We start from the raw sequence: 26,998 nt of genomic DNA on the forward strand, positions 1-26,998 counted from the left end.
CGGCGTGCAACAGGTGAAGAGACGCATAAGTTAATCCTATGAAGCACCCTTAAGTGGCTGGGCTATTTTGAAATAAAGATGAAATAAAAAGATAAGGATCCGGCGGTAATGACTCCAACTTATTGATAGTGTTTTATGTTCAGATAATGCCCGATGACTTTGTCATGCAGCTCCACCGATTTTGAGAACGACAGCGACTTCCGTCCCAGCCGTGCCAGGTGCTGCCTCAGATTCAGGTTATGCCGCTCAATTCGCTGCGTATATCGCTTGCTGATTACGTGCAGCTTTCCCTTCAGGCGGGATTCATACAGCGGCCAGCCATCCGTCATCCATATCACCACGTCAAAGGGTGACAGCAGGCTCATAAGACGCCCCAGCGTCGCCATAGTGCGTTCACCGAATACGTGCGCAACAACCGTCTTCCGGAGCCTGTCATACGCGTAAAACAGCCAGCGCTGGCGCGATTTAGCCCCGACGTATCCCCACTGTTCGTCCATTTCCGCGCAGACGATGACGTCACTGCCCGGCTGTATGCGCGAGGTTACCGACTGCGGCCTGAGTTTTTTAAATGGCGGAAAATCGTGTTGAGGCCAACGCCCATAATGCGGGCGGTTGCCCGGCATCCAACGCCATTCATGGCCATATCAATGATTTTCTGGTGCGTACCGGGTTGAGAAGCGGTGTAAGTGAACTGCAGTTGCCATGTTTTACGGCAGTGAGAGCAGAGATAGCGCTGATGTCCGGCGGTGCTTTTGCCGTTACGCACCACCCCGTCAGTAGCTGAACAGGAGGGACAGCTGATAGAAACAGAAGCCACTGGAGCACCTCAAAAACACCATCATACACTAAATCAGTAAGTTGGCAGCATCACCGGATCCGGCTATGTACTCTATTACCTCTGAATCGTCACACCATCCTGACATCATCAATCTGATTGCGGCGCTTGATCGTTATCAGAGCGAACTCTATCCGGCGGAAAGCAACCATCTGCTTGATTTATCAGAACTGACCGAAGAGAACCTGATCCTGATGGTCATTCGTGACCAGCAGTTGACCGCCGTGGGTTGTGGCGCGGTGGTGCTCAACGGTGACGGCACCGGCGAAATGAAACGGGTGTATATCGACCCCACCCATCGGGGGCAACATCTGGGGGAAACCCTGTTAGCTGCGCTGGAGGACGAGGCGTTAAGCCGCCACTGCCATACTGTGCGTCTGGAAACGGGGATCAAACAACATGCGGCTGTGCGGCTTTATGAGCGCTGCGGCTACGAAATGCGCCCGCCGTTTGCCCCTTATACTGCCGATCCCCTGAGCCTGTTTATGGAGAAGGCGCTGGTGGTTGACGTTCGTTTAGCAGCGCTATAAACGCCTCCAGCTGGCGGGTCATTGCGCCGCGTCGCCACACCAGCCAGGTGGTGAGCCAGCGCCAGTTTTCCGCCAGCGGCCACGCCTCAACCTGATGATGCCCCGGCATACTTTCCAGCATCGAGCGGGGCATCAGCGCAATACCCGCGCCAGCGATAACGCAGGCCAGCATCCCGTGATAGGACTCCATCTCATGAATGCGCCCTGGCATCGCCCGGTCAGCATGGAACCAGCTTTCCAGATGCCGCCTGTAAGAGCAGTTGGCACGAAATGCATACACGTCACTGCCGTTCACCTCCGTGGCCCGCGAAACCTCAGGATGGCCCGCCGCGGCAACCAGCATCATCTCTTCCCGGTAGACCGGCATTCCTTCCAGTTCAGGGTGCGATAACGGCCCGTCGACAAAGGCGGCGCTTAGCGTGCCCTCCAGAACACCATCAATCATGGTCCCGGATGGCCCGGTGGAGAGGGCAAACTGAATGCGCGGGTAGCGTTGGTTAAACTGGGCAAGACTTTCCGGGATGCGCACCGCAGCGGTGCTTTCCAGCGCGCCAAGCGCAAATAATCCCTGGGGTTCATCGCCCGCCACGACCATGCGCGCTTCGTCAACAAGCGCCAGGATCTGCTTGCTGTAGCGCAGGAAGTTGTGCCCGGCGGGGGAAAGCCGCAGGCGCTGGTTCTCACGAATAAACAGCTCAACGCCCAGATCCGCTTCAAGCTGGCGGATGCGGGTGGTGAGGTTAGATGGAACGCGATGCACCTTTTGCGCGGCCTGGGTAATGCTGCCGGTCTGCGCAACGGCGTTAAACATTTCAAGCTGAGTTAAGTCCATGCCATTCTCGATTCGTGAATAAGGTGGTTAGTATTATTCATTTTTAAGAAATAGCAGAGTGGGCCACAATGAATCAACTGTTATTGCATGGAGATAATCATGATTCATTCACCTGCCACACATGCACTGTCTGTTAACCCGGCCACCGGCGAAACCCTGGCAACCTATCCGTGGGCAACACAAGACGACGTAGAACAGGCGATTGCACTGGCCGATGCCGGTTTCCGTCAATGGCGCAACGAAACGATAGCCCACCGAGCGCAAAAACTGCGCGACTTAGGTGCAGCACTTCGCCAGCGCGCCGAAGAGATGGCTCAAATGATGTCCCGCGAGATGGGTAAGCCCATTACCCAGGCTCGCGGTGAAGTGACCAAATCAGCCAACCTTTGCGACTGGTATGCCGAACATGGCCCGGCAATGCTGAAAACGGAAGCTACTCAGGTTGAAAACCACAACGCGGTCATTGAATATCGCCCTCTGGGACCTGTCCTGGCCGTGATGCCGTGGAACTTCCCGCTGTGGCAGGTTCTGCGTGGCGCGGTGCCCATTCTGCTTGCCGGTAACAGCTATCTGCTTAAACACGCCCCGAACGTGCTGGGATCTGCTTCGCTTATCGCCGACATTTTTGCCGATGCTCGCTTCCCGCAGGGCGTGTTTGGCTGGGTCAATGCCACCAACGAAGGTGTAAGCCAGGCGATTAACGATCGTCGTATTGCAGCCGTAACCGTGACCGGTAGCGTGCGCGCCGGGGCAGCGATTGGTGCGCAGGCCGGGGCGGCACTGAAAAAATGCGTACTGGAGCTGGGGGGATCGGATCCCTTTATCGTCCTGAACGACGCGGATATGGACCTGGCGGTGAAAGCAGCGGTGGCCGGGCGTTATCAAAATACCGGACAGGTGTGCGCGGCGGCGAAGCGTTTTATCGTGGAAGAGGGCATTTCCGATGCCTTTACCCAACGTTTTGTTGCAGCCACATCAGCGCTGAAGATGGGCGCACCGGATAAAGAAGAAAACTATGTTGGCCCGATGGCGCGTTACGATCTGCGTGATGAGCTGCATCAGCAGGTTCTTGCTTCCCTTGCTGAAGGCGCAACCCTTCTGCTGGGCGGTGAGAAAATCGCAGGTGAGGGTAACTATTACGCGCCGACAGTGCTGGGCAATGTTACCCCTGAAATGACCGCGTTTCGTCAGGAGCTGTTTGGCCCGGTAGCAGCCATTACGGTGGCGAAAGATGCCGCTCATGCCCTGGCGCTTGCTAACGACAGCGACTTTGGTTTGTCGGCGACAGTATTTACCGCAAGCGTTGCACTGGCTGAAACATTCTCCCGCGAGCTGGAGTGCGGCGGCGTGTTTATCAATGGCTATAGCGCGAGCGACGCCCGCGTGGCCTTTGGCGGCGTGAAGAAGAGCGGTTTCGGCCGTGAGCTTTCTCACTTCGGTTTGCACGAATTCTGTAATGTGCAGACGGTGTGGAAGGATCGCGTGTAATTTAATCAACACCTTATCAAGCCGGGCGGGCATTATCGCCACCCGGCAATTCCTGCCCCCTGTCATTTTTCTGCAATGGTTCTGTCATTTTCGTTTCGTAGACTTCTTCGCGTCTAACGTATTGTTACAGAAGAAAATTATGAACCTAACGCAAATTTTTCGCCGTATTGCGCAGCGTATTATTCCTCGTCAGTTTGGATTGCTGGCCGGCATCTTTTGTATTATTGGGCTTTTCTCCGCACTGCAACTCTCCTCTTCATTTTTGCTCACCGCTTCTCTTCGTGAAGCACAGCGCAACGAACAACATAATCAGCTCGCATACCAGCAGCAGGGGAAACTGGATCAGGCGCGCGTGTCATTGCTGGCCGCAAGCGATTTACTGAACCGCTCGGGTGTGTATTTTATGCAGGATAAAGAGACCGGCTCTGACGGCAGCTGGCACAGCCTGATGGATGAAGCGCAAAAGGCGCTCGATGCGTCCCGGCAGGCGTGGAAGGCATGGCTGGCACTGAATCCGCCGAAAGATGAGGCGCTGGTGAACAGCTATCAGCTTTTCTATGGTGCCATCAAAGAACAGGCCGAAGGGCTTATCAAAACCAATTCCATCGATGCCTTTTTTGCTGTACCCGCGCAGGCCTTTCAGACTGATTTCAACGATAACTATGCCCGCTACCAGCAGATAAGCGAAAAGCAGGCGACAGAGGGACGACAATCCTTAATGGAGCGACTCTCCGGGCTGCAAACGCTGTTCCTGTTTGCCCCGCTGGTGTTGCTGGCGATTGTTATTGTGGTCTGGTTTGGTATGGCGAAGTGGGTCATTACCCCGCTGCGTCGTCTGATTGGTCATATTAATCAGCTTGCGGCGGGGGACTTGTCTGCCAGCCCGCCGGGTGTGACGCGTTTTAACCGTGAAATAGGGCAACTGGGCGACAGCATTTTCACCATGCAGCAGGGATTACAGCAGTTGGTCACGCAGGTGAGTGAGGCCACCACCTCAATGGTAGAGAATATTGGATCGCTTGCGCAGGGTAATCAGAAGCTGTATCAGCAGTCGGCACGCCAGGCAAAAGAGCTGGAAGAGGTGACGGCGCATATTGCGTCGCTGGAAACCCATGTAGAAGGCAATACCGGCTATGCGAAGCTTGCCAGTTCACGCGCTGACGAAGCGCGGGAAGCGGCAGCCGGCGGCGACCAGATGATGTCCACGGTCAATGCCTCAATGCAGGCGATCGTTGAGCGATCGTCAGAAATGCGCGGGATCGTCTCCCTGATCGACAACGTGGCGTTTCAGACCAACATTCTGGCGCTGAATGCGGCAATTGAGGCGGCTCATGCGGGTAATCAGGGGCGGGGCTTTGCAGTGGTGGCCCGAGAAGTGGGATTGCTGGCCCGTAAAAGCAGCCATTCGACCCAAACGATTCAGGAGCTGATTAACCACTCCTTGCAGGGCATAGAAGACGGTTCTAAAGCGGTGACCCGTCTTGAGGACAATCTGCAACAGGTGACCGGCCTGGTGGGGAATTTAAGCAGTTTGCTGAATGATATCTCGGTGGCAACCCTGAGCCAGGGGGAGAGTATTCATCAGATGACACGTCAGCTTCAGGCGCTGAACCAGGTGTCACGTCAGACGGATGTGCTGGTGTCTGGCGCGTCACAGGCTTCCGAACGTTTGCATCAGGAGTCCGACATTTTACTCCAGGCGGTATCGCGTTTTCGTCTTCCCGCCTGACGCAATCGATAAGCCTCTGTTATACTCGCAGCCCGTTTTAGCCTGAGGGCAAGGAGCAAAATGTGGCTGCGGTCATCCATAATGAGATGCTGGAAGAGATTCTGGCGCAGGTTCGTCCATTACTGGGACAGGGGAAAGTTGCCGACTATATTCCGGCGCTGGCATCCGTCAGCGGCAATAAGCTTGGTATCGCCATTTGTACGGTGGATGGACAGCGCTATCAGGCCGGAGACGCCACTGAACGCTTCTCTATTCAGTCAATTTCGAAAGTGCTGAGTCTGGTGGCGGCAATGCGCCAGTACGAGGAAGAGGAGATCTGGCAGCGCGTGGGTAAGGACCCGTCCGGGCAGCCCTTTAACTCACTGCTTCAGCTGGAAATTGAACACGGAAAGCCGCGTAACCCCTTTATCAATGCCGGGGCGCTGGTGGTGTGCGATATGTTGCAAAGCCGCCTGAGCGCGCCGCGTCAGCGAATGCTCGAAATTGTCCGTTTGCTCTGTGGCGAGCAGGATATTGCCTACGATCCCGTCGTGGCACGCTCTGAGTTTGAGCATTCCGCCCGCAACGCCGCTATTGCCTGGCTGATGAAATCCTTCGGCAATTTTCATAATGATGTTGCAACGGTTCTGCAAAATTACTTTCATTATTGTGCGTTGAAAATGAGCTGTGTCGAACTGGCCCAGACGTTTTTGTTCCTGGCGCATCAGGGTTACGCATCGCATCTCTCTCAGGAAGTGGTTTCGCCAATGCAGGCGCGTCAGATTAATGCCTTGATGGCGACCAGTGGCATGTACCAGAATGCGGGTGAATTCGCCTGGCGCGTTGGCCTGCCTGCAAAATCTGGTGTTGGCGGAGGTGTGGTGGCGATTGTGCCGCATGAGATGGCGATTGCTGTCTGGAGCCCTGAACTGGATGAAACGGGTAACTCGCTGGCGGGAGTCGCGGTACTGGAGAAACTCACGCAACGGCTGGGGCGCTCTGTGTACTGATGTCGACACATGATCCGTTATTTACCCGGCTGGCGCGTTCCACATTTCGTTCGCGCTTTCGCCTGGGGCCTAAAGAGCGGCAATACTGCTGGGATAAAGGTGCCGACACCATTGACCAGCACGCCGCTGACTTCGTCGCTAAAAGGCTGGCACCTGCTTATCCGGCGAATGACGGAAAGCAAACGCCCATGCGCGGCCATCCGGTGTTTATCGCGCAACATGCTACAGCGACCTGTTGTCGGGGGTGCCTGGAAAAATGGCACGATATTCCGCAGCGTGTTGTGCTTGATGCACAGCAACAGCACTATATTGTCGGCGTAATACATCACTGGCTGGTATTGCAGATGAACCCCCAAAATTGACGAGTTATTATCCGGTTCTATATGTGCTATAGATGGACTTTGAGTTATTCTCATTCATGCCGATGACCACAAATAATTGCGAAAAGCAATTATATGGATTGATATTTAATGTCTTCTGCAGTCGCGTCGTTCAAGCTTTTTCATCCAGATAGCCCCCTGCGAAATGCGGTGGGGATATTCGTGCTCACCACCTTGTTTTATTTTGTGGGGGCAGAGTTACGCCTGGTGGAAGCGTTATCTCTATTCTGGCCGCTGAATGGCGTGATGGCGGGGGTATTTGCCCGTTACGCGTATCTTAATCGTCTGCATTATTACGCGGTATCGTATGTCGCCATGCTGATGTACGACGCGGTCACCACCAACTGGGGCGTTGCGTCGGTGGTGATCAACCTGTCGAATATGGTCTTCATTGTTATCGTGGCCTTGCTGGTCATGCGCGACAAACGGCTGCTGAAGAGCAGACCAGACCCGATTAATGCGCTGCGGTTGTTTAATTATTGCCTGATCGCGGCCGTATTCTGTGCATTGTTGGGGGCGTTTGGTTCGGTCGGGATTGACAGTAAAACCTTCTGGCCACTGTTTGCGGACTGGTTTAGCGAGCAGTTTTCCACGGGCGTGTTAATTGTGCCGTGCATGTTGACGGTGAAAATGCCGCAGCGGTTTATCCCGTCCTGGCCCGCACCTGAAAAATGCTTACCGGTGGTGGCGCTGATCGTTTCGGTTGTGGCATCGGTTGTCATTGGGGGGGCTGGTAGCCTCGCCTTTCCGCTGCCTGCACTTATCTGGTGTGCCGTGCGCTATTCGCTGCCCGCGACCTGTCTGCTGACCTTCCTGACGGGGGCCGTTGAAGTTATCCTGGTGGCGAACTCGATTATCAATATTGCCGTTGCGACGCCGCTTTCCACGCCACAGATGTTTTCTGCTCGTCTTGGTATCGCGACCATGGCTATCTGCCCGGTGATGGTTTCCGTCAGCGTGGCGGCCATTAATTCGCTGATTAAACAAGTTTCGCTGCGTGCCGACTTCGACTTCCTGACCCATGTCTATTCCCGTTCTGGCCTGTATGAAGCGCTTAAACGGGAAGAGGCCCATCGCCATCCTCGTTACCTGACGGTGATGCTGCTGGATATCGATTACTTCAAGAGCATCAACGATAACTACGGCCATGAGTGCGGGGACAGGGTACTGGCGGCCTTTGCCCAGAAGGTGCAGAAAGTCGTGGGGGAAGAAGGGCTGGTGGCGCGCATGGGGGGCGAAGAGTTCGCGGTTGTGGTGAACTCCGGCGACGCCAGTAAGGGAATTGAACTGGCCGAACGTATTAGAGTTTCGATAGCAAATCATCCGTTTATCTGGCGGCAACAAACACTTTTTTTAACCGTGAGCATTGGTCTGGGGAGTGGTAAATCGGAATCCTGGCAGCTGACTGAAGTCTTTACCCGGCTGATGGCCGAGGCGGACGATTATCTCTATCGTTCGAAAAAAGCAGGGCGAAATCGTACCAGTGCACGTTTGTCAGACGATTTAATCGTGGCGGGACCTGAGAGTGGAACATAACCGGTGTAAGCGTAACCACATTAGGTAGAATGCGACATTGATGTTAACAATTCGCTGATAAATTGCTTGCTACACATTTTTAAGCTCAATAAGATACCGCAAGAAATATATCGGAAAAATCGTGGCATGAACGGAACTGGCAAACTCAGTAAAAATCCTCGCTTATCAGGAAGTCGGTTTGTCAAACGTATGTACCTGATGCGTATTCTTGGTACGCTGCTCTGTTTTATTCCGATCCTCTGCGTGTTGATTGAACATCAACGTTCAGTCTGGCTAATGATTCTGCTGGGGGTGAATGCCTTTGTCTGGCCGACTCTTGCGTGGTTTCGTTCCCGAAAATCACCCGCACCTCTGAGGACTGAACATCAAAATCTGGTGTTTGATGCCGGCGCGGGGGGCTTTTGGATCGCCATGATGGCAGTCAATCCGCTGCCTTCGGTGGTGATTGCCACCATTTTGCTTGCCGACCGACTTTCTGCGGGCGGTTTTACGCTGATGAAGAAAGCCGCCGCTGCGATGCTTGGCGTGTTTCTGTTGAGCTGGCTGACCCAGGGAATGGCGGTCGATCTGTTTGTCTCCCAGCAAACCATGTTCGCGACGTTACCCCTGATTGCCATTTACCTTGTCGCCCTGAGCGTGCTCACCGACAGTATTGCGCTGCGTTTACGGATTAAAAGCCGTGAGCTTGAGCGGATAGCCATGATGGATCCACTGCTGGATATTGCTAACCGACGTTTGCTCGAAAAACGTATCGAGAATGAGCTGAAAAAGCTGCAGCAGGCGTGCCGTGAATCGGCACTGATGTTTATCGACATCGATAATTTTAAGGAAGTGAACGACCGGTTTGGCCACAAGGTAGGCGATGCCATGCTGGTGACCGTTTCACAAATATTGCATGTGGCGACGCGGCCCGCAGACACCCCGGCACGGCTGGGGGGTGACGAGTTTGTTATCCTGCTGCCTGATACCACCCTCGATGAGGCCCATATTGTTGCAACACGCATTATGGAGGCCACCGCGATAATGAAAGATGAGGTGCAAGAGGCCGTGCATTGCACGCTCAGTATTGGTATAGCGTGTGCCACGCGCGACATGAGAAGCGTTACAGACTGGCTACAGGCCGCAGATAGCGCGCTTTATCAGGCCAAGCGTGAAGGCAAGAACAGAATATTCGCACACTGAAAATGTCTCTGTTTAGGCTACGCTTTTAAGAGAACTAAGCGTCAGGAGACAGTATGAAAGCACCTGAATTCCCTGCAAGTGAAAAGGAACGTCTGAACTCTCTGCGAGAGTCCGGGCTACTCGATATAGATGGCTCAGAAAGCTTTGACCGGTTAACCCGGCTGGCTAAACGTTTCTTCCAGGTCCCACTGGCGATGGTCAATGTGGTGGCCGAACACGAGCTGGTGGCCAGATCTATCGATGGCACAGCCAACTGTACCTATCCCCGCAATATCTCGTTTTGCGGGCACACCATTCTTCATTCTGCGCCGCTGGTGGTGGCTGATACCCATCAGGATGAGCGCTTTGCCGATAATCCGCTGGTGACCGGGCAGCCGGGTATCCGGTTTTATGCCGGGATGCCACTGCGTTTGCGTGATGGTGCCAGTGTGGGATCGCTGTGTCTTGTCGATTACTCGCCGCGCGAGTTTTCAGACGCCGACCTTTCCGTGTTGAGGGACCTCGGTGCGCTGGTGGAGGATGAGTTTGCGGCCATCAGTGCGGCAACAACCGATGAACTGACCGGGTTATATAACCGTCGCGGGTTTAATCAGTTCGTCAATTTTGCGCTTTCTGTGGCCCGGCGCCGCGCAGCGCCGGTTACGCTGGGCTGGATAGATCTGGATCAGTTCAAACAGATTAACGATCGGTTTGGGCATGAAGAGGGCGATAAAGCGTTAACTGCGATGGCCGACATCTTGCGGGCATCGTTCCGTGAAGCTGACCTGCTGGTACGTTTTGGCGGCGATGAGTTCGCCGTGCTGTTCGCCGACACGGATGAGCAGGGGGCGTGGATTGCCATGCAGTATCTTACCGAGCAGGTTGCCCAGTACAATGACCGCAAGTTACACCCCTGGTCACTGATGTTCTCCTGGGGCGTGAGCGAATTTGATCACAACCGCAACGATCAGCAGCAATGGCTGAAAGATGCCGACGACAAGATGTTCACCATGAAGCGTCAGCGAGGGCATTCCCGGTAACATAATAAAAGCCTATGTTTACGCGCATTGCGTTAAATTATTGTTAAATGCAAAGTGAGGGGACTCAATACAAGGAAATACAATGACAACCTCACTGACTCTCCACACACTCACCCGGGACGACGTGCTTTTGCATATTGATGCGCTGGCCGAGATCCTCGAAAACTGCGTTAACGGCGGTGCCTCCGTCAGCTTTATGCTACCTTTTACCCACGAAAAAGCCCGCGTATTCTGGCTTGGCGTCGCTGAAAGCGTTGGCCGCCAGGAGCGCACCGTGCTGGCCTGTGCCGATGAGCAGGGTGAACTTATCGGTACGGTTCAGCTGATAACCGATCAACCCGAAAACCAGCCCCACCGTGCGGATGTCGCAAAATTACTGGTCCATGAGAAAGCACGGCGTAAGGACGCAGCGATGGCCCTGATGGAAGCCCTGGAGGCAGAGGCCAGAAAGCATGGTATATCGGTGCTGGTACTGGATACTTCCACAGGTAGCGGGGCAGAGACGTTCTACCAGCGCGCAGGCTGGCACAAAGTGGGTGAAATCCCGCGCTATGCCTTGATGCCTGACGGGGCGATGACGGCTACTTCGGTGTTCTATAAATTCTTGTGATTATTTTTCACAATTGCTTCATGAATTGATCAAAACAGGGGTCGCGGTCGAAAAGTTTTGATAAGTTATTACACCAATCTTATCAGGCTGTATGACTAATCAAAAAAGGACCCCATAGTGAACACACTCAACCGTCGTGATTTCCCCGGAGCTCTCTACCCAGAACGTATCATTCAGTTTGGTGAAGGCAACTTCCTGCGCGCCTTCGTAGACTGGCAAATCGACCTGCTTAACGAACATACCGATCTTAACTCTGGCGTGGTGATTGTCCGCCCAATCAAGAGCGATTTCCCGCCGTCACTGAGCACTCAGGACGGCCTGTACACCACCATTATTCGTGGCCTGAACGAGCATGGCGAAGCTGTTAGCGATGCGCGTCTTATCCGCTCTGTTAACCGCGAAATCAGCGTTTACGACCAGTACGATGAGTTTCTGAAGCTGGCGCACAACCCGGATATGCGTTTTGTGTTCTCTAACACCACGGAAGCGGGCATCAGCTACCATGCGGACGACAAGTTCGACGATGCTCCGGCCGTGAGTTATCCGGCGAAGCTGACGCGTCTGCTGTTCGAACGTTTCAGCCACTTTAATGGTGCGGCGGATAAAGGCTGGATCATCATTCCTTGTGAGCTGATTGATTACAACGGCGACGCACTGCGTGAACTGGTGCTGCGCTATGCACAGGAGTGGGCGTTACCGGCGGCATTTACCCAATGGCTGAATGATGCAAACAGCTTCTGCTCCACGCTGGTTGACCGTATCGTGACCGGTTATCCGCGTGATGAAGTGGCCGCGCTGGAAGCACAGCTCGGTTATCACGACGGGTTCCTTGATACCGCTGAGCACTTCTATCTGTTTGTTATTCAGGGGCCTAAATCCCTTGCCAGCGAACTGTGTCTGGATAAACTGCCGCTTAACGTACTGATTGTTGACGACATCAAACCGTACAAAGAGCGTAAGGTTGCTATTCTGAACGGTGCGCACACGGCGCTGGTTCCGGTTGCATTCCAGGTCGGGCTGGATACGGTGGGCGAAGCAATGAACGACACCGAAGTGTGCGCGTTTGTTGAAAAAGCCATTTACGAAGAGATCATTCCGGTACTAGATCTGCCGCGTGATGAGCTGGAATCCTTCGCCAGCGCGGTAACCGGGCGTTTCCGTAACCCGTACATCAAGCACCAGCTGCTGTCTATCGCGCTGAACGGCATGACGAAATTCCGTACCCGTATTCTTCCGCAGCTGCTGGCAGGGCAGAAAGCCACCGGTAAACTACCTGCGCGCCTGACCTTTGCCCTTGCGGCTTTGATTGCGTTCTACCGCGCTGAACGCCAGGGCGAAAACTACCCGGTTCAGGACGATGCTCACTGGCTGGAACGCTATCAACAACTGTGGACGCAGCACCACGACAAACAGATCAGCACCAGTGAACTGGTGAAATCTGTGCTCAGCGTCAGCGAACACTGGGAGCAAGATCTCACTCAGGTTAGCGGATTGGTAGAACAAGTTACGCTGGATCTGGATGCCATTCTGCATCAGGGGATGCGTGACGCGGTAAAACCGCTTTGCTAAGACCTTTAGCGCTCTAGTATTGAGCGGGTAGAAGCGAGGGGAACAGCGCTTTTGGCTTTCCCCTTTATTTGAACAATGCATTAGTTACAACATACTATTTGCTGTTTTTTTAAAAAACAGACTTCAGCACCGTGCGGTTTAAGCTATTCAGTACAGAAAAAGCAATGTTCTATTAACATGCTTGCAACCATGAGGGGGATCACGTTTAATAGCTGCGCTCTTTATCTTTTCTGAAGCTGACTATGATTGTTCGTCCTCAACAGCACTGGCTGCGTCTTATTTTTGTCTGGCACGGCTCAGTACTGCCTAAAATATACACCCGGTTGTTTCTAAACTTCCTGCTTTCCATCGCTGTGATCATAATGCTGCCGTGGTATACCTCGCTTGGCATCAAATTCACCGTTGCGCCGTTTAGCATCCTGGGTGTGGCCATCGCCATATTTCTGGGTTTCAAAAATAACGCCTGTTATTCGCGCTATGTAGAGGCTCGCCTGCTTTGGGGGCAACTGATGATAGCGGCACGCTCGCTGTTTCGCGAGGTAAAAAACACCTTGCCGGACGATCCGCATCTGGGGGAGTTTGTCCGCCTGCAAATTGCCTTTGCGCATTGCTTAAGAATGACCCTGCGACGTCAACCGCAGGCAGAGCAGCTTGCAGGCTATATGTCCGCTGACAATCTGCGTCGGGTGATGGATTCCAGTTCCCCGGCCAACCGCATTCTGCTGTTAATGGGAGAATGGCTTGCCGTAAGACGCCGGGAAGGGCAGCTTTCCGACATACTGTTCCACAGCCTGAATAACCGCCTCAACGACATGTCGGTTGTGCTTTCCGGCTGCGAGCGTATCGCCACCACACCCGTCCCGTTTGCCTATACGCTTATCTTGCACCGTACGGTGTACCTGTTCTGCATTATGCTGCCGTTCGCGCTGGTTGTGGATCTGCACTACATGACGCCGTTCGTCTCTGCGCTGATTTCCTATACCTTTATCTCGCTGGATACGCTGGCAGAAGAGCTGGAAGATCCGTTTGGTACCGAGGACAACGATTTGCCATTAAACGCCATCTGTAACGCGATGGAACGTGATCTGTTACAGATGAACGATGAAGAGGCAATACCGGAAAGAATGCTGCCGGATAAGCACTATCAACTGATGTAACGGGCGTTCCACTCGTCGCGGGTGATCTCCCACAGCTCAGAGTCCAGCAGGCCGCTGACGTACTCTTTCTTTTCTGTTCTGATAAGTCTCATGCCGCTACTGGCAGAAATTCGCTGAGAGCGGCTGTTGTCCGCCGCTTTCGGCGCACGCAGCACCGGCTTATTCAGAGTGTTAAACCAGAAATCCGTTGCGGCAATGCTGGCTTCACGCATGTAACCCTGGCCTTGCCACTCCGGTGCTAGCCAAAAACCACGGTTGTTATCTTCTACGTCATACAGACAGATAAGGCCCATCAGCTCATCAGGGGCTTCGTGGCGGCGAAGCGTCCAGAACCAGGCCACGCCTTTCTCCACATCCGGTAACGCAACATTATTCACGTAGTTTTCCGCGCCGTTATCCGGATAAGGCCAGGGAACCGTGGCTACCATATAACGCACAATTTCCCAACGCGGATAGAGCCGCTGGATCTGCGGTGCATCTTCCGAAACCAGCGGTTTTAGCAACAAACGCTCCGTTTTTAACGTGGGTGTCGTCATCCATTGATCTCCTTTTTTAAGCGTTATGCTTTTGTTTGTCTTCTGGTATTTTCATCTTTACCACATTCCATCATGGCGTGCTGTGTTTCATTCACTACTACTCTTTGCAGGGGGCGCAATGACGTTAAGACAGGCTGAGCCGAAAGAGGCTGAAATACTCTGGAACGTTCGCAATCAGGCGATCCGTTTTGGCTGCAAATCCAGTTACGACGCGGACGTGATTGCCCGCTGGACGCCGGAACTGATGCCAGGGCACTACCGACATATGGTAGAGATAAACCCGTTTTATGTGGTCGAAGATGACACCGGGGAGATCGTTGCTACGGGGTATCTGGACCTGGAAACCCAGAGTGTCGAGGCGATATTTACTTTGCCTGGCGCATCAGGAAAAGGGTTGGCAACGCAGATTATCAATGCCTTAATTTCAGAGGCCAGAACGCGCGGAATAGTACGTATAAACCTCTCTTCAACGCCAAACGCACACACGTTTTATCAGAAGCACGGCTTTGTCACGCTCAGGGAGAGTCGTCATCTTTCCCGCATGGCGGGGGCGGAGTTGCGCTGTTTTGAAATGGTTTTAGATCTGTAATATGAGGAAAATATGGCAGTCATTGTAAGAGCAATACGTGCAGAAGATTACCCACAGTGGCGCCCGCTCTGGGACGGGTACACGCATTTTTATGACTGTGTACTGGATGAATCTGTCACTGCATCCACCTGGGAGCGGGCGCTAAACCCGCACTCATCGATGTTTTGTCGGGTGGCAGAAAAAGAGGGGCGCGTGATTGGGTTTGCGATGTGTGTTTTGCACGAGGGCACATGGTCGACGGCACCCATTTGCTATCTCGAAGATTTGTTTGTAGATGCCGCGGTGCGTGGTGCCGGAACTGGCCAGGCACTGATCGATGCGCTGATGGAAGAGGGCAAGCGCGAAGGATGGTCAAAACTCTACTGGGTAACAAGGCAGAATAACCCTGCGCGAAAACTGTATGACCGCTTTGGCGAAGCCGATGACTATGTTCGCTACCGTATTTCGCTGTAACGCCCCGCTGAATGAGCCTGTGTTTGTATCACACTGTATCGGGTATTGAGATACATACACAGGCTTGCAAAAAAGCCGTTTTCACACATATCCCCTATACATAAATTTGTTGTGATATCCCCGTCAATCGTACTCAACCGGAGATACCAACATGTTTACTCAACTCACTTCCTCAGCATTAGCATTGACCGTTTCTCTTGGCACTGTGATGTCCTGCCAGGCTGAAGTCACCGGCAAAGATTACTCCGCCGCGTTTAACCAGGTTCATCAGATTAACGCAGGCGATCTGAACGTGGGTTATGTGGATATCGGCCCGAAAGATGGACAGCCCGTTATCCTGTTACACGGCTGGCCGTACGACATTCACAGTTACGCGGATGTAGCTCCGGCGCTGGCGGCAAAAGGTTATCGCGTCATTGTGCCTTCTCTGCGTGGTTACGGTACCACCCGTTTTCTGTCAGACAAAACGCCGCGCAACGGCCAGCCCTCTGCCCTGGCAAAAGACATTGTGAATCTGATGGACGCACTGAATATCAAACAGGCCGTTTTCGCCGGTTACGACTGGGGTGCCCGCACCGCTGATATTGTGGCGGCACTGTGGCCAGAACGTGTGAAATCGCTGGTTTCCGTTAGTGGTTATCTGATTGGCAGCCAGGCCATCGGCAAACAGCCGCTGCCGCCGAAAGCGGAGCTGCAATGGTGGTATCAGTTCTATTTTGCGACCGAGCGCGGTGCGCAGGGCTATGCAAAAAACACCCACGACTTCGCCCGTTTAATCTGGTCCCAGGCATCGCCTGACTGGAAATTTAGCGATGCCACATTTAACGCCAGCGCCAAATCACTGGACAACCCGGACCATGTCGCTGTCACCCTCAGTAACTACCGCTGGCGTTTAGGCCTGGAAAAAGGTGAACACAAATACGACAGCTACGAGCAAAAACTGGCGACGTTACCGACAATCAGCGTGCCGACCATCACCATTGAAGGCGGCAACAACGGCGCGCCGCACCCGGCACCCGAAGCGTACGCCAGTAAGTTTACCGGCAAATATGAGCACCGCACCTTTGGGGCAACCGTTGGCCACAATCCTCCACAGGAAGATCCGCAGGATTTCGTGAAAGCAGTCGTCGACGCGGATAAGCTCTGAAATGTGCTATTTTCAATACGTTACCCTTCATTCAGGAGCGTTCGGTGGAGCATATTGATCATATCCTTGTCGTCGATGACGACAGGGATATTCGTGAGTTAATCGTCGATTATCTTGTGAAGTCGGGTTATCACGCGTCTGGTGCCGCCAATGGTAAAGAGATGCGTGTGATCCTGGATAAACAGCATGTCGATTTGTTGGTACTGGATGTAATGATGCCCGGCGATGACGGGCTCACGCTTTGTCGCCAGTTGCGCAGCAGTAAGCATAAAGACCTGCCAATTTTGATGCTGACCGCGCGCAATGAAGATACCGACCGGATACTCGGGCTGGAAATGGGGGCTGACGACTATGTGGTTAAGTCCTTCGTTGCCAGGGAGGTACTGGCGCGAATCAAAGCCATTTTGCGCCGTTTCCGAACCATGCCGCCCAATTTACAGGTGACGGAAGCCGGACGGTTAGTGGTGTTTGGTGAATGGCAACTGGACACCGTTGCCCGCCATCTGATTGATAACGAAGGCATGATAGTGGCGTTAAGCGGGGCGGAATACCGGCTATTACGCGTGTTCCTTGACCATCCCCAGCGCGTGCTGACGCGGGATCAACTGCTCAATCTGACTCAAGGGCGCGATGCCGAGTTGTTTGAACGTTCAATTGATCTTCTGGTCAGCCGCGTGCGCCAGCGCCTTAACGAAGACGCCCGGACACCGGCCTACATCAAAACCGTGCGCAGCGAAGGTTACGTATTTACGATGCCCGTCACCATCAAAGAGGCCAATGAATGAGGCTCTGGCCGCGCTCATTACTTTCGCGCCTGCTGATCATTGTCCTGATGGGGCTTCTGCTGGCGAACTCTCTCAGCCTGACGCTGGTTATGTATGAGCGAATGCGCAGCGCCCGTACCGTGATGCTTGGCAACCTTGAATACGATGTCGCCACCAGCGTGGCGATCCTCGACCGTCTGCCAGCGAATGAGCGCGCAGCCTGGCTGCCACGGCTCGAACGTGGTAATTACCGTTATATCCTGGGCGAGGGCGAGGCAGGTGCAACTCCGCAGGATAAACGCTCTCAGGATGCGATCCGCACATTAACTGATACGCTTGCTGCCCAATACCCGCTGCGTTTCACAGCCGTCCCCGGGCCGGTTTCACATATTCAGGCCCACCTGCAACTGCACGACGGCGCGCCGCTGACGATCGACCTGATCCCGCGAATGCCGCCAGTTGCCAGTTGGCTGCCTGTGGTGCTGGTTATGCAATTGCTGCTTGTCGCGTTGTGCTCCTGGATTGCGGTTCGCCAGGTAGTGCGGCCATTTTCGCTGTTCACCCGGGCGGTTGATACGCTCGATCCTTCGGCCAACACCCCGATGACGGAGCAGGGGCCGATCGAAGTTCACCGCGCGGCGCACGCCTTTAATGCCATGCAATCCCGTATTCAGGCTTATCTTCGCGAGCGCACGCAAATTCTGGCTTCGATCTCGCACGACCTCCAGACGCCAATCACCCGGATGAAGCTGCGAGTTGAAATGGCAGACCAACCCGAACTGCGCGATAAGCTATTAAATGATTTAGACAATATGTCTCGCCTGGTGCGGGAAGGCATTGCCTATGCCCGGTCATCAGAACCTCTGGAAGAAACCTCGTTAAAACTGGAGCTGAACGCCTGGATTAACAGCATCGCGTGTGACTACCAGGATATCGGTAAAAACGTGCAGTTTCAGGCAACAGACACACACCTGCCGCTGACAACACGCCCGCAGGCCTTGCGGCGTGTGATGACTAACTTGCTGGATAATGCGCTTAAGTTTGGCGATTATGCGGTTATCACCCTCAATGACCATGATCCTGAGCACGTCGTCATTCATATCAGTGACAACGGCCCTGGCATTCCTGAGGCCGAGCTGGAAGCGGTATTGCAGCCATTTTACCGGGTCGAAACGTCGCGCAATCGCGATACCGGCGGCACCGGGCTGGGGCTGGCCATTGCCGCGCAGTTAACCGCCCAGCTTAATGGCACTCTACAATTGAATAACTGCGCGGAAGGCGGGCTGGATGTTGTTATCACCTTACCCCGCAGTTAATTGTACGGCTTTGTATCAAACAGGGAACGGGATACAGGGCCTCACAAAACGCGTTGTTTTGCACATCGTCTGAACACATCAGCACGCTGAAATGTCCTCACTGCAACGTCGCAGATAATCTGTCCTGTGAGGTCATTATGTTTCTGATTATCGCTTTTCTGGGCGGGATGATAAGCCTGCTCAGCCCCTGTACGCTCCCCGTGATCCCGCTGCTGTTTGCCGGATTTCAGGGGCAACGCCCCCATCTCCTTGCGCTATTTGCCGGTATGATCGTGATGTTCACTCTGGTTGCCATGCTGGTTACGGTGGCAAGCGAGTGGATTGTGAATGCCACCCTGATTGGGCGCTGGATAGCGCTGCTGGTTCTGGCGATTGCGGCGCTGGCGTTAATCTTCCCGCAGTTCGCCCTGCGCATTGCCGGGCCTGCGGTCAGTGCGGGGAATGCCCTGAATAATCGCAGTACGCAGACGCGCGGGTTGTTGTCTGCATTTCTGGCCGGGCTTTCGGTTGGCTTACTGTGGTCGCCCTGTGCCGGGCCGATCCTGGGGGCGATTTTCAGTATTAATATCGCCGGACATTCATCTATTACGACCGTCGCGCTGCTGGTTGCTTACGGCAGCGGATGCGCCCTGATGCTGGCTCTGCTGGCGGCTGGAGGGCGCACGCTGATGGCACCGCTGAGAGCAAAATCGGCGCTGATGGCAAGGTTACGCCAGGGGGCGGGCGTTGTGATGCTGGCAGCCGTTGTATTCAATGCCACAGGGTTTATCACGACCTTAAAAGGGGCGAATGGTCTTGCCGATAACCTTGAAAATTCGCTGCTGAGTCTGGCTAAAACAGCATCAACCCAGCCGAAATTACAGCCTGTTGTGCAGGAGATGCCACGTAGCGACCTGCCTTCGTTGAGTGGCGGCACTGACTGGATAAATGGCGACCCGGTTACCCCAGAATCTTTAAAAGGGAAGGTGGTTCTGATCGATTTTTGGACGTGGGATTGCATCAACTGCCAGCATACGTTGCCTTATGTTCGCGATTGGGCGAATAAATACCAGTCTCAGGGCCTGGTGGTCATTGGGGTACACACACCGGAATATCCCTGGGAGAAACCGCTCTCCTCGGTGAAAGATGCGGTGAATAAATGGCAGCTCCCGTACCGCGTTGTGGCAGACAACAACTACCAGATCTGGAACGCATTTGGGAACCAGTACTGGCCGGCACATTACTATTTCGATGCTAAAGGCCAGCTTCGTTATACCTCATTTGGCGAAGGGAATTATGACAAGCAAGAACAGGTGATTCAGCAACTGCTGAAAGAGGCCAGATCATAAATTGATGGCGTGTCGTTTTAATATCTTTCTTTAAAACGATACGCCTTAACAATATGTGCTTTTTAAATATTGGTTTTATTTTATTCATTCTTGGCGATTTGTGCGCTAATGATTTAATCGTTTTACATAGATTTACAACGATGGTAACTATATTACCCTGCAACTGCTTTTGGTGTTGCAACAAATATAATAAGTGGCATATGACAGGGTATATTAAATGAAAATTAATCAACTGAGCGTGCTGATTGGCGCGGCGCTGCTCGCGACAACCGCACACGCAGCCGAAATTTATAATAAAGATGGTAATAAACTGGATCTGTATGGCTTAGTTTCTGCCGAACATTATTTCTCCGATAATAACAGCAGCGACTGGAATGGCGACCAAACCTATATGCGTCTTGGTTTCCGTGGTGAAACCCAGGTTAACGATCAAATCACTGGTTATGGTCAGTGGCAGATGCATATTAATGCTAACGGCGCGGAATCAGAAAGCAACAATCCACGAACCCGTTATGCGTTTGCTGGCCTGAAGGTGAAAGACTACGGCTCCATCGATTACGGTCGTAACAAGGGCGTACTGTACGATTCCCTTGGCTATACCGACATGCAGCCTGAGTTCGATGGCATGACCTATGGCTCAGACCAGTTCATGTTTAGCCGTGCCAACGGTCTGCTGACTTACCGTAATACCGATTTCTTCGGTGCTGTTGATGGTCTCGATTTTGCCCTGCAATATCAGGGTAAAAATGACGGTGGCGGTGAGCCTGGCGTGCGCGACGTGTTGCGCCAGAATGGCGATGGTTTCGGTGCATCTATTACTTATGATATCGGCGCAGGTTTCAGCATTGCCGGCTCCATGATGAGTGCTGATCGCTCTAACGAGCAAAATAACACCAGCGGTATTATGGGGCAGGGTAAACGCGCTGAAGCGTATTCCGGCGCAATTAAATATGATGCCAATAATATCTATCTGGCCGCTATGTTTACCCAGGCATATAATGCATCGCGCTTTGGCTCTCATTCCAGCGACAGTGCCTATGGCTATGCGAATAAATCGCAAATCATGGAATTCTACGCGGGTTATCAATTTGATTTCGGTCTGCAACCATTTGTGGCGTATGACGTCCTGAAAGGTAAAAACCTGGGCAAAGCAGCTACAGGAAATACTTATGGTGACGAAGACCTGATCAAATATGTTGATTTTGGTGCAACGTATAACTTCAACAAAAACATTAATGTGTTTGTTGATTATATGGTTAACCTCGTCGATGAAGATAAATTTACCCGTGAAGCCGGGATCAACACCGACGATGTTGTCGCTGTAGGCGTCGTTTATCAGTTCTGATAAACGCCTCAGGGTACACGTTTAGCGATAATAAACAGTCGCGGAAAAGCCAGCAGTATCTGCCCATTTTCCTGGAGCGGATACTGCTCTTCCAGCAACTGAAGGTAACGCTTCAGGAAATTATTCTGCTCGCTCTCGTTTAACTCCTGCAACCACGGGCGCAACCCGGTAGCGCTAACCCAGTCAATAATCGCCTGGTGCGAACTCATCTTGTGAAAATAGGTTGTCCGCCAGATATCCACTTCACACCCGGTATCGCTCAAAATATCGTAATACGCATATACGCCCGGTAAGGGTTCACGGCCACGGTCAGGATAACCTTGCTCGTACGCCACTTCGCGCATCGCGACGTGCGTTGGCTCAAGCCAGTTATCAGGCATTTGAATGGCCAGAACGCCGTTTAAACGCAGTAGCGAAACAAGGTGGGGCAAAAGCGTGTAATGGTCAGGGACCCACTGCAAAGACGCATTGGCGTAAATCAGGCTCAGTGGCAGACCTGGTTTGTATTGCCGGATATCGGATTCAACAAAACGACACTCTGGCAGCGCATGGCGCGCCTCTTCAAGCATTGCAGGGGAATTATCAACGCCGGTAATGTCGGCGGCAGGCCAGCGTTGTTTTAACAGTGCTGTGCTATTACCCGGCCCGCAACCGAGATCAACGATTGATGTGACATTGTCAAGGGTGATTCTGGCGAGCAGTTCAATGGCGGGGCGCGTGCGTTCTGCACCGTATTGCAGATAAAGCGAGGGGTTCCAGTCAGCCATTTGCGCATCTCCTGTTTTATTCTTCAGCAAGAATAGCATAGGCAGATACCTGTGCGGCGCGCAGGTATCTGTTGAGATTTGATGTTATACAATACCTTTCAGTGCAACGTGATAGAGCAGTATGATGGTTTTACCATCGACGATAAGCCCGGTTTCAATTCCGCGCAAAGCATCTTCAAGCGTCAGCTCAAGCACTTCGATATCTTCACCTTCCGCTTTTATACCCCCACCAGCACTTGCCCGGTCGTGGGGCTGATATTCAGCAAGATAGAAATAGAGTTTTTCGGTAACAGAGCCGGGACTCATGTACGCCTCGAAAACCTTCTGCACGCGGGAGACACGAAAGCCGGTCTCTTCCTCTGCTTCGGCTTTGATTCTGCTTTCAGGATCCATGTTGTCCAGAAGCCCAGCTGCAGATTCAATCAGATAGCCATTATGTCCGTTGATAAACACCGGGAAGCGGAACTGGCGGGTCAGGATCACCGTTTTTTTATCGCGGTTATAGAGCAGGATCGTTGCGCCGTTTCCCCGGTCATAGACTTCGCGCTGCTGTCTTTGCCATTCACCGTCGTGGCGTTGCAGGTCAAATGTGTATTTTTTCAGGATGTACCAGTTATCGGACAACGTCTTCGTTTCGATGATGCGTATTTCTGCATGTTTGGTGTGCACGATTGTATCTCCTCGCGTTGAGCTGTTATCATAATCAGCATAAACGCGCATTTTCAAGATAAAACGTGCAATATCAGGAAAACGACTATGCTAACCAGCCAGAGAAAGCAATTGATCCTTGAAAAACTTGGCGCGGAGGGACAGGTTCTCTCCAGGGAACTGAGCCTCCATTTTGATGTGTCCGAAGATACTATCCGCCGCGATTTGCGCGAGCTTGCCGCAGAAGGGCGTCTGCAACGCGTCCACGGCGGCGCATTGCCATCTTCCACTGCGATTGCTCCGTTTGCTGAACGTAAGACGCTGAAAATTGACGCTAAAAAGAGTGTCGCCAGAAAAGGGGCTCAGCTGATTTCTGCGGGGCAAGTGGTGATTGTGGATGGTGGGACAACCACCTCCGAACTGCTGACCTTTTTACCACGGGATCTGCGCATTACCGTGGTGACGCACAGCCCGGGAATTGCGTTGGGTCTGGTCGATCATCCGTGTGTTGAGGTTATCCTGATTGGCGGGCGACTGTATAAGCACTCGATTGTTACCGTGGGTGCCGCGGCCATTGAGGGTATCGGTAACATTCATGCCGATCTGTTCTTTATGGGTGTCACCGGTATTCATCCTGATGCCGGCCTGACGACGGGAGATTATGAAGAAGCGTGCATCAAACGTGCATTTTCCGGCAGAGCGGCTGAAACCATCGTTCTGGCTTCACCGGAGAAAATTAATGCCGCATCGTCTTTTGTGATTGGCGACCTGTCGCTTATCAACACTGTCGTGGTTGAAAGCGACACCGATAAGACCTGGATAAAAGCGATCAAAGAAAAGGGTGTTTCCGTGATTACGACGGCTGACCCTGATAACGAATGATGTTGAATCCTTCCTGTTCTTCCGGGGCGACAAAGTAACGGGTGATCAGGTCGAATTGCTCATCGGAGGCTGCAAAATCATGCTCGCCAGAAGCATTTCTGGCGCGCAGCCTGGTTTTACAAATATCGTCCGCCACATCCAAAAAATGCAGCTGATGCGGCACCCCGGATTCACGGATAACCGTCATCATCCACTGGCGGTTAGCAACGGTGTTCGCCGGGAAATCGAGCACCACTGAGACTCCCGCTTTCAGTAACGCCACAAGATGCGGCGTGAGTGCCAGACGTAATTTTCCTGCGCAACGAACATAGTCTGCCACGCTTGCCATCTGGTCGGCGTAAAGCGCCGCAAGCCAGGTATCCTCACTTATCACCAACGTGCCAGGCGTTTCGCTCAGGCTCGCGGCCAGCGTGGATTTTCCGCTGGCGATTTTCCCGCAAAGAAGATGCAGCATTGACATAATATGCTCCGCTATTGACATGAAAATTCAGGATAACGTGACTACGCTTAGGTGGAAACTGCCAAAAACGGTGAGCAGATTTTACGCTTAAGGAACAGACCATGTTTCAGAAGATGTGTGTAGCAACCCTGGCATGTTTTGCCGTGGTGAGTTGCTCGTCTCAGGGGTATTTATCCCCTCAGGAAAAGAAATACCAGCGGGTTGATGCGGCGGCGCATCAGTGTTCGGAAGAGGTAAAAGAGAAAACGATTGATCTGGTGGCTAAGGGGAAATCAACCAACAGCCGCTGGACGACGGTGAAATATGTTCTTCCGCTGGATGAGGAATTCACCACCCAGCGGGTACGCGTTGTTGAATACAGAACATCCACAATTTTGGATAACGGCGACCCGGGACGGGCATGGAAGGCGTGTATGCACAGCAAAGATGCCCTGGTGCCTGAACTCGCTTTCTGACCGGGGCTTGCGTTCACCGTTCCTTTCATTGAAACCATTACCGTATTTTTGCCAGCTTTCACGGTTGGGTGTCGGTGACAAAAAGGTTATGTCACTGGCGGCTACGTATACTCATGATTTTTATCCGAATCAGGAAAAAATATGACGATACGTAATGTGTGTGATTTTGGGGCAGATCCCAGCGGGCGACAGGTATCAACGACCGCCATTCAGCGGGCAATTGCCGAGACGGGCCACAACGATACCCTGGTGATCCCGGCAGGCCGTTTCCTTACAGGCTCCCTTTTCCTGAAAAGTGGAATGACCCTGCACCTGGAGGCAGGCGCACAGCTTCTTGGCAGCCAGCGCCTGGATGACTATCCGCTGATTGATACCCGCGTGGCGGGCATTGATATGCGCTGGCCTGGGGCGATTATCAATATTATTGATTGCCATGATGTCCGTATCACCGGCAGCGGCACAATCGATGGTCAGGGGCTTGTCTGGTGGCAACGCTTCTGGGGGGATGACGAGCAGAGTGGCATGTTGGGAGATTACAGCGCCAGAGGCCTTCGCTGGGTGGTGGATTATGACTGCCAGCGACCGCGTAACATTCTGGTGTATGAAAGTGAGCGCATCACGCTGCGTGATTTCACCAGCCGCGAGTCGGGCTTCTGGAATGTGCATCTCTGCTATTCACGGCATATTACGCTCGACAGCGTTCAGATAAGCAATTCAGCAGGGCCAAGCACCGATGGCATTGATATCGATTCCTGCGAACAGGTACGGGTGGAACGCTGTGTCGTTTCCTGTAATGACGACAATATTTGTATCAAAGCAGGGCGAGGACAGGAGGCCGCGTCAAAAGCCCGCAGCGCACGGGATATTGTCATTCGCGACTGTACGCTGAACAGTGGTTCCGGTATTACCCTTGGCAGTGAAACTTCTGGCGGGATTGAACGGGTATTGATTGAACATAATCGCTTCAACGGCACGGGCGTGGGCTTTCGCATTAAGTCTGCCCGTAATCGCGGTGGCTTTATTCGCGATATCAAGGTTCGCCATCTGCAACTCGTTGATGTGCGTTTCCCGGTGATGATCCAGCTGAACTGGTTTGCACAATACAGCTATGGCGAGCGAGGGGACCTGACGGATAAACCCGACCACTGGCGCAAACTGGCGGACGATGTTCAGGGAGAGGCGGGTCTGACGTATGTCAGTAATCTGTCGCTGGAGAATATCTCTGCGCGCCGCTCAGAAAACAGTGTATTTTCCCGCGCCTTCTTTATTGAGGGCTATCCAGACCGACCAATTTCGACGTTAACGCTGGCATCCGTTGTGATAGACGCCAGCGAGTTCGGCAAAATATCCGGCGTGAATGGCCTGGTGTTACGTGATGTGCAGGTGACGGCCACAGACACCACGCAGGATGTTAACGACATTTATGAACGATAACCACGCCCTGCATAAACGGGCTTAAACCGTAACGATAATTTTGCCGGTCTGGTTATTCGATTCCATATAACGGTGTGCCTGTACGATGTCATCGAACGAAAATACCTTATCAATGACGGGTTTTAATTTCCCGGAACGCAACCCGTCGTAGACAAAGGCTTTTGCTCTGGCCATTTTTTCCGGGTTCGTGGTGATTTCAAACAGCTCGTAGCCCCGGAAGAGAAGGTGTTTCACCAGAATATCCATCACCGGGATCGACAGGTTACGTTCGTCCAGTGCGCCGTACTGGAAATACACGCCGTCTTTCGCCATTCCGCTGGCCAGTTTTGCCACATCAGGGCCGCCGACCGGGTCGAACACAATATTTACCCCTGCGCGTTGAGTCAGCTTGTTTAGTTCTTCGGCAACGTCTTGCTCGGTGGTGGCAATCACCGCTGACGCGCCCGCATCCATCAGTAGCGCATTTTTATGGCGGGTACGTGAAAGTGCGATCGGATAAGCCGCGACCATATTTGCGATTTGCATGGCGGCAATGCCCACGCTGCTTGATGCCGCGCCAATCGCGACATATTGCCCGGCCTGCAAATTGCCGTACTCAATCAGCGCGCCGTAAGCGGTAACAAACATCATCCAGCTGGCGGCAGCCTCTTCGAAGGAGAGATTCTCAGGGTGTTTTACCACGGCATGAACGGGGGCATTTACCCGCTCGGCGTACATGCCATATTCGCTGAACATAAAAGAGGGAATAACGCTGACGCTATCGCCCGGGGCAAAATCCGTGACGCCGGAGCCCACGGCTTCGACAATCCCGGCGGCTTCGTATCCCAGGCGGGCAGGAAACTGCGGCTCAATCACGTATTGCCCGGTGCGATACATCACTTCGGCCCGGTTAATACCGATGGCCTTCACGCGAATTTGCACTTCATGGCTTGCTGGCGCGGCGACTGTCATGTGAGTGATTTCCAGCACGTCTGGCGCACCGGTACGATTAAAAGTGACAACTTTAGACATAGTAAAC

The 26,998-nt window shown here is 53.1% G+C and carries 28 protein-coding genes; 21 read left to right on the forward strand and 7 right to left on the reverse strand.

Annotated elements, in window-relative coordinates:
- Window positions 1–119: 119 nt before the first annotated feature.
- Window positions 120–817, reverse strand: a protein-coding gene (locus HV107_RS23180) for an IS1-like element IS1B family transposase (RefSeq protein WP_095033700.1) whose coding sequence is annotated in 2 segments (ribosomal slippage) — window positions 120–568 and window positions 568–817 — 699 coding nt in all. Because the reading frame shifts where the segments join, the coding sequence is not laid out codon by codon here.
- A gap of 65 nt (window positions 818–882) precedes the next feature.
- On the opposite strand from HV107_RS23180, the gene HV107_RS23185 reads away from it, so the two are divergent.
- Window positions 883–1,365, forward strand: a complete 483-nt coding sequence (locus HV107_RS23185; RefSeq protein ID WP_182061090.1) for a GNAT family N-acetyltransferase — start codon at window positions 883–885, stop codon at window positions 1,363–1,365.
- On the opposite strand, the gene ptrR is transcribed toward HV107_RS23185, so the two are convergent.
- Window positions 1,319–2,197 carry a putrescine utilization regulator PtrR gene (ptrR, locus tag HV107_RS23190; RefSeq protein WP_182061091.1) on the reverse strand — a complete coding sequence of 293 codons (879 nt, stop codon included), beginning with the start codon at window positions 2,195–2,197 and terminating at the stop codon, window positions 1,319–1,321. The genes HV107_RS23185 and ptrR overlap by 47 nt on opposite strands.
- Window positions 2,198–2,296: 99 nt before the next feature.
- Between ptrR and sad the strand changes: the two genes are divergently transcribed.
- The 10 genes from sad to HV107_RS23240 all read left to right on the forward strand — a co-directional run bounded on the left by sad (window position 2,297) and on the right by HV107_RS23240 (window position 13,856).
- Complete coding sequence (gene sad / locus HV107_RS23195; RefSeq protein ID WP_182061092.1) at window positions 2,297–3,685, forward strand: succinate-semialdehyde dehydrogenase; 1,389 nt, start codon at window positions 2,297–2,299, stop codon at window positions 3,683–3,685.
- A gap of 139 nt (window positions 3,686–3,824) precedes the next feature.
- Complete coding sequence (locus tag HV107_RS23200; protein WP_182061093.1) at window positions 3,825–5,414, forward strand: methyl-accepting chemotaxis protein; 1,590 nt, start codon at window positions 3,825–3,827, stop codon at window positions 5,412–5,414.
- Window positions 5,415–5,476: 62 nt separating this feature from the next.
- On the forward strand, window positions 5,477–6,403 hold the full coding sequence (gene glsB, locus HV107_RS23205; RefSeq protein WP_182061094.1) for a glutaminase B: 927 nt from the start codon (window positions 5,477–5,479) through the stop codon (window positions 6,401–6,403).
- Complete coding sequence (locus HV107_RS23210) at window positions 6,403–6,765, forward strand: DUF4186 domain-containing protein (protein ID WP_182061095.1); 363 nt, start codon at window positions 6,403–6,405, stop codon at window positions 6,763–6,765. Before glsB ends, HV107_RS23210 begins: the two co-directional genes overlap by 1 nt.
- A gap of 108 nt (window positions 6,766–6,873) precedes the next feature.
- Complete coding sequence (locus HV107_RS23215; protein WP_182061096.1) at window positions 6,874–8,319, forward strand: GGDEF domain-containing protein; 1,446 nt, start codon at window positions 6,874–6,876, stop codon at window positions 8,317–8,319.
- A gap of 189 nt (window positions 8,320–8,508) precedes the next feature.
- Window positions 8,509–9,501: a sensor domain-containing diguanylate cyclase gene (locus HV107_RS23220; protein ID WP_182063577.1), complete on the forward strand. Its 993-nt coding sequence runs from the start codon at window positions 8,509–8,511 to the stop codon at window positions 9,499–9,501.
- A 53-nt stretch (window positions 9,502–9,554) separates the two neighbouring features.
- Window positions 9,555–10,520 (forward strand): diguanylate cyclase, encoded by a 966-nt coding sequence (locus HV107_RS23225; protein WP_182061097.1) that lies wholly within the window; start codon window positions 9,555–9,557, stop codon window positions 10,518–10,520.
- An 82-nt stretch (window positions 10,521–10,602) separates the two neighbouring features.
- Window positions 10,603–11,130: a GNAT family N-acetyltransferase gene (locus tag HV107_RS23230; protein ID WP_182061098.1), complete on the forward strand. Its 528-nt coding sequence runs from the start codon at window positions 10,603–10,605 to the stop codon at window positions 11,128–11,130.
- Between the two features lie 117 nt (window positions 11,131–11,247).
- Entirely contained in the window at window positions 11,248–12,699 is a 1,452-nt protein-coding gene (locus tag HV107_RS23235) for a tagaturonate reductase (protein ID WP_182061099.1), read from the forward strand.
- Window positions 12,700–12,941: 242 nt separating this feature from the next.
- On the forward strand, window positions 12,942–13,856 hold the full coding sequence (locus tag HV107_RS23240) for a bestrophin family protein (RefSeq protein ID WP_182061100.1): 915 nt from the start codon (window positions 12,942–12,944) through the stop codon (window positions 13,854–13,856).
- Here HV107_RS23240 and HV107_RS23245 read toward each other — a convergent pair.
- Window positions 13,844–14,392: a GNAT family N-acetyltransferase gene (locus HV107_RS23245; protein WP_182061101.1), complete on the reverse strand. Its 549-nt coding sequence runs from the start codon at window positions 14,390–14,392 to the stop codon at window positions 13,844–13,846. The two genes, HV107_RS23240 and HV107_RS23245, sit on opposite strands and share 13 nt — an antisense overlap.
- Window positions 14,393–14,510: 118 nt before the next feature.
- On the opposite strand from HV107_RS23245, the gene HV107_RS23250 reads away from it, so the two are divergent.
- The 7 genes from HV107_RS23250 (at window position 14,511) to ompC (ending at window position 21,334) form a co-directional block, all read left to right on the forward strand.
- Window positions 14,511–14,981, forward strand: coding sequence for a GNAT family N-acetyltransferase (locus HV107_RS23250; RefSeq protein ID WP_182061102.1), 471 nt, complete (start codon window positions 14,511–14,513; stop codon window positions 14,979–14,981).
- A 12-nt stretch (window positions 14,982–14,993) separates the two neighbouring features.
- Window positions 14,994–15,434, forward strand: coding sequence for a GNAT family N-acetyltransferase (locus HV107_RS23255; RefSeq protein WP_182061103.1), 441 nt, complete (start codon window positions 14,994–14,996; stop codon window positions 15,432–15,434).
- A 151-nt stretch (window positions 15,435–15,585) separates the two neighbouring features.
- A complete protein-coding gene (locus HV107_RS23260) occupies window positions 15,586–16,581 on the forward strand; it encodes an alpha/beta fold hydrolase (RefSeq protein WP_182061104.1) in 996 nt (331 codons plus the stop codon).
- A 44-nt stretch (window positions 16,582–16,625) separates the two neighbouring features.
- Window positions 16,626–17,366: a response regulator gene (locus HV107_RS23265; protein ID WP_182061105.1), complete on the forward strand. Its 741-nt coding sequence runs from the start codon at window positions 16,626–16,628 to the stop codon at window positions 17,364–17,366.
- The gene (locus HV107_RS23270) at window positions 17,363–18,661 is read left to right on the forward strand and encodes an ATP-binding protein (RefSeq protein WP_182061106.1); all 1,299 of its coding nucleotides are present in this window, start codon (window positions 17,363–17,365) and stop codon (window positions 18,659–18,661) included. Before HV107_RS23265 ends, HV107_RS23270 begins: the two co-directional genes overlap by 4 nt.
- A gap of 137 nt (window positions 18,662–18,798) precedes the next feature.
- Complete coding sequence (locus HV107_RS23275; RefSeq protein ID WP_182061107.1) at window positions 18,799–19,989, forward strand: cytochrome c biogenesis protein/redoxin; 1,191 nt, start codon at window positions 18,799–18,801, stop codon at window positions 19,987–19,989.
- Window positions 19,990–20,206: 217 nt separating this feature from the next.
- Window positions 20,207–21,334 carry a porin OmpC gene (gene ompC / locus HV107_RS23280; RefSeq protein WP_182061108.1) on the forward strand — a complete coding sequence of 376 codons (1,128 nt, stop codon included), beginning with the start codon at window positions 20,207–20,209 and terminating at the stop codon, window positions 21,332–21,334.
- Between the two features lie 8 nt (window positions 21,335–21,342).
- Here the strand turns inward: ompC and tam are convergent, their stop codons facing one another.
- Entirely contained in the window at window positions 21,343–22,101 is a 759-nt protein-coding gene (gene tam, locus HV107_RS23285) for a trans-aconitate 2-methyltransferase (RefSeq protein ID WP_182061109.1), read from the reverse strand.
- A gap of 84 nt (window positions 22,102–22,185) precedes the next feature.
- Window positions 22,186–22,821 carry a GDP-mannose pyrophosphatase gene (locus HV107_RS23290; protein WP_409050289.1) on the reverse strand — a complete coding sequence of 212 codons (636 nt, stop codon included), beginning with the start codon at window positions 22,819–22,821 and terminating at the stop codon, window positions 22,186–22,188.
- Window positions 22,822–22,857: 36 nt separating this feature from the next.
- Here HV107_RS23290 and HV107_RS23295 point away from each other — a divergent pair, with 36 nt between their 5' ends.
- Window positions 22,858–23,631, forward strand: a complete 774-nt coding sequence (locus HV107_RS23295; RefSeq protein WP_182061111.1) for a DeoR/GlpR family DNA-binding transcription regulator — start codon at window positions 22,858–22,860, stop codon at window positions 23,629–23,631.
- Here the strand turns inward: HV107_RS23295 and HV107_RS23300 are convergent.
- Window positions 23,603–24,091 (reverse strand): ATP-binding protein, encoded by a 489-nt coding sequence (locus HV107_RS23300; RefSeq protein WP_182061112.1) that lies wholly within the window; start codon window positions 24,089–24,091, stop codon window positions 23,603–23,605. The two genes, HV107_RS23295 and HV107_RS23300, sit on opposite strands and share 29 nt — an antisense overlap.
- 101 nt (window positions 24,092–24,192) lie before the next feature.
- On the opposite strand from HV107_RS23300, the gene HV107_RS23305 reads away from it, so the two are divergent.
- Together HV107_RS23305 and HV107_RS23310 are read left to right on the forward strand one after the other, a co-directional pair.
- Window positions 24,193–24,546, forward strand: a complete 354-nt coding sequence (locus HV107_RS23305) for a hypothetical protein (protein WP_182061113.1) — start codon at window positions 24,193–24,195, stop codon at window positions 24,544–24,546.
- Window positions 24,547–24,687: 141 nt separating this feature from the next.
- The gene (locus HV107_RS23310) at window positions 24,688–25,980 is read left to right on the forward strand and encodes a glycoside hydrolase family 28 protein (RefSeq protein ID WP_182061114.1); all 1,293 of its coding nucleotides are present in this window, start codon (window positions 24,688–24,690) and stop codon (window positions 25,978–25,980) included.
- A gap of 21 nt (window positions 25,981–26,001) precedes the next feature.
- Here HV107_RS23310 and HV107_RS23315 read toward each other — a convergent pair whose 3' ends face one another.
- Window positions 26,002–26,991, reverse strand: coding sequence for a zinc-dependent alcohol dehydrogenase family protein (locus tag HV107_RS23315; protein WP_182061115.1), 990 nt, complete (start codon window positions 26,989–26,991; stop codon window positions 26,002–26,004).
- Between the last annotated feature and the right edge of the window lie 7 nt (window positions 26,992–26,998).

Source organism: Enterobacter sp. RHBSTW-00175 (assembly GCF_013927005.1).
Classification (GTDB): domain Bacteria; phylum Pseudomonadota; class Gammaproteobacteria; order Enterobacterales; family Enterobacteriaceae; genus Enterobacter.

Bases quoted from the DNA above. Each gene is read 5' to 3' on its own strand.
- HV107_RS23270 (WP_182061106.1), top strand. From the start codon at position 17,363: ATGAGGCTCTGGCCGCGCTCATTACTTTCGCGCCTGCTGATCATTGTC.
- HV107_RS23305 (WP_182061113.1), top strand. From the start codon at position 24,193: ATGTTTCAGAAGATGTGTGTAGCAACCCTGGCATGTTTTGCCGTGGTG.
- HV107_RS23230 (WP_182061098.1), top strand. From the start codon at position 10,603: ATGACAACCTCACTGACTCTCCACACACTCACCCGGGACGACGTGCTT.
- tam (WP_182061109.1), bottom strand. From the start codon at position 22,101: ATGGCTGACTGGAACCCCTCGCTTTATCTGCAATACGGTGCAGAACGC.
- HV107_RS23275 (WP_182061107.1), top strand. From the start codon at position 18,799: ATGTTTCTGATTATCGCTTTTCTGGGCGGGATGATAAGCCTGCTCAGC.
- HV107_RS23315 (WP_182061115.1), bottom strand. From the start codon at position 26,991: ATGTCTAAAGTTGTCACTTTTAATCGTACCGGTGCGCCAGACGTGCTG.
- HV107_RS23225 (WP_182061097.1), top strand. From the start codon at position 9,555: ATGAAAGCACCTGAATTCCCTGCAAGTGAAAAGGAACGTCTGAACTCT.
- HV107_RS23185 (WP_182061090.1), top strand. From the start codon at position 883: ATGTACTCTATTACCTCTGAATCGTCACACCATCCTGACATCATCAAT.
- HV107_RS23290 (WP_409050289.1), bottom strand. From the start codon at position 22,821: ATGCGCGTTTATGCTGATTATGATAACAGCTCAACGCGAGGAGATACA.
- HV107_RS23300 (WP_182061112.1), bottom strand. From the start codon at position 24,091: ATGTCAATGCTGCATCTTCTTTGCGGGAAAATCGCCAGCGGAAAATCC.
- ptrR (WP_182061091.1), bottom strand. From the start codon at position 2,197: ATGGACTTAACTCAGCTTGAAATGTTTAACGCCGTTGCGCAGACCGGC.
- HV107_RS23240 (WP_182061100.1), top strand. From the start codon at position 12,942: ATGATTGTTCGTCCTCAACAGCACTGGCTGCGTCTTATTTTTGTCTGG.
- HV107_RS23255 (WP_182061103.1), top strand. From the start codon at position 14,994: ATGGCAGTCATTGTAAGAGCAATACGTGCAGAAGATTACCCACAGTGG.
- HV107_RS23295 (WP_182061111.1), top strand. From the start codon at position 22,858: ATGCTAACCAGCCAGAGAAAGCAATTGATCCTTGAAAAACTTGGCGCG.
- HV107_RS23310 (WP_182061114.1), top strand. From the start codon at position 24,688: ATGACGATACGTAATGTGTGTGATTTTGGGGCAGATCCCAGCGGGCGA.
- ompC (WP_182061108.1), top strand. From the start codon at position 20,207: ATGAAAATTAATCAACTGAGCGTGCTGATTGGCGCGGCGCTGCTCGCG.
- HV107_RS23210 (WP_182061095.1), top strand. From the start codon at position 6,403: ATGTCGACACATGATCCGTTATTTACCCGGCTGGCGCGTTCCACATTT.
- HV107_RS23260 (WP_182061104.1), top strand. From the start codon at position 15,586: ATGTTTACTCAACTCACTTCCTCAGCATTAGCATTGACCGTTTCTCTT.
- HV107_RS23200 (WP_182061093.1), top strand. From the start codon at position 3,825: ATGAACCTAACGCAAATTTTTCGCCGTATTGCGCAGCGTATTATTCCT.
- sad (WP_182061092.1), top strand. From the start codon at position 2,297: ATGATTCATTCACCTGCCACACATGCACTGTCTGTTAACCCGGCCACC.
- HV107_RS23250 (WP_182061102.1), top strand. From the start codon at position 14,511: ATGACGTTAAGACAGGCTGAGCCGAAAGAGGCTGAAATACTCTGGAAC.
- HV107_RS23245 (WP_182061101.1), bottom strand. From the start codon at position 14,392: ATGACGACACCCACGTTAAAAACGGAGCGTTTGTTGCTAAAACCGCTG.
- HV107_RS23220 (WP_182063577.1), top strand. From the start codon at position 8,509: ATGTACCTGATGCGTATTCTTGGTACGCTGCTCTGTTTTATTCCGATC.
- HV107_RS23215 (WP_182061096.1), top strand. From the start codon at position 6,874: ATGTCTTCTGCAGTCGCGTCGTTCAAGCTTTTTCATCCAGATAGCCCC.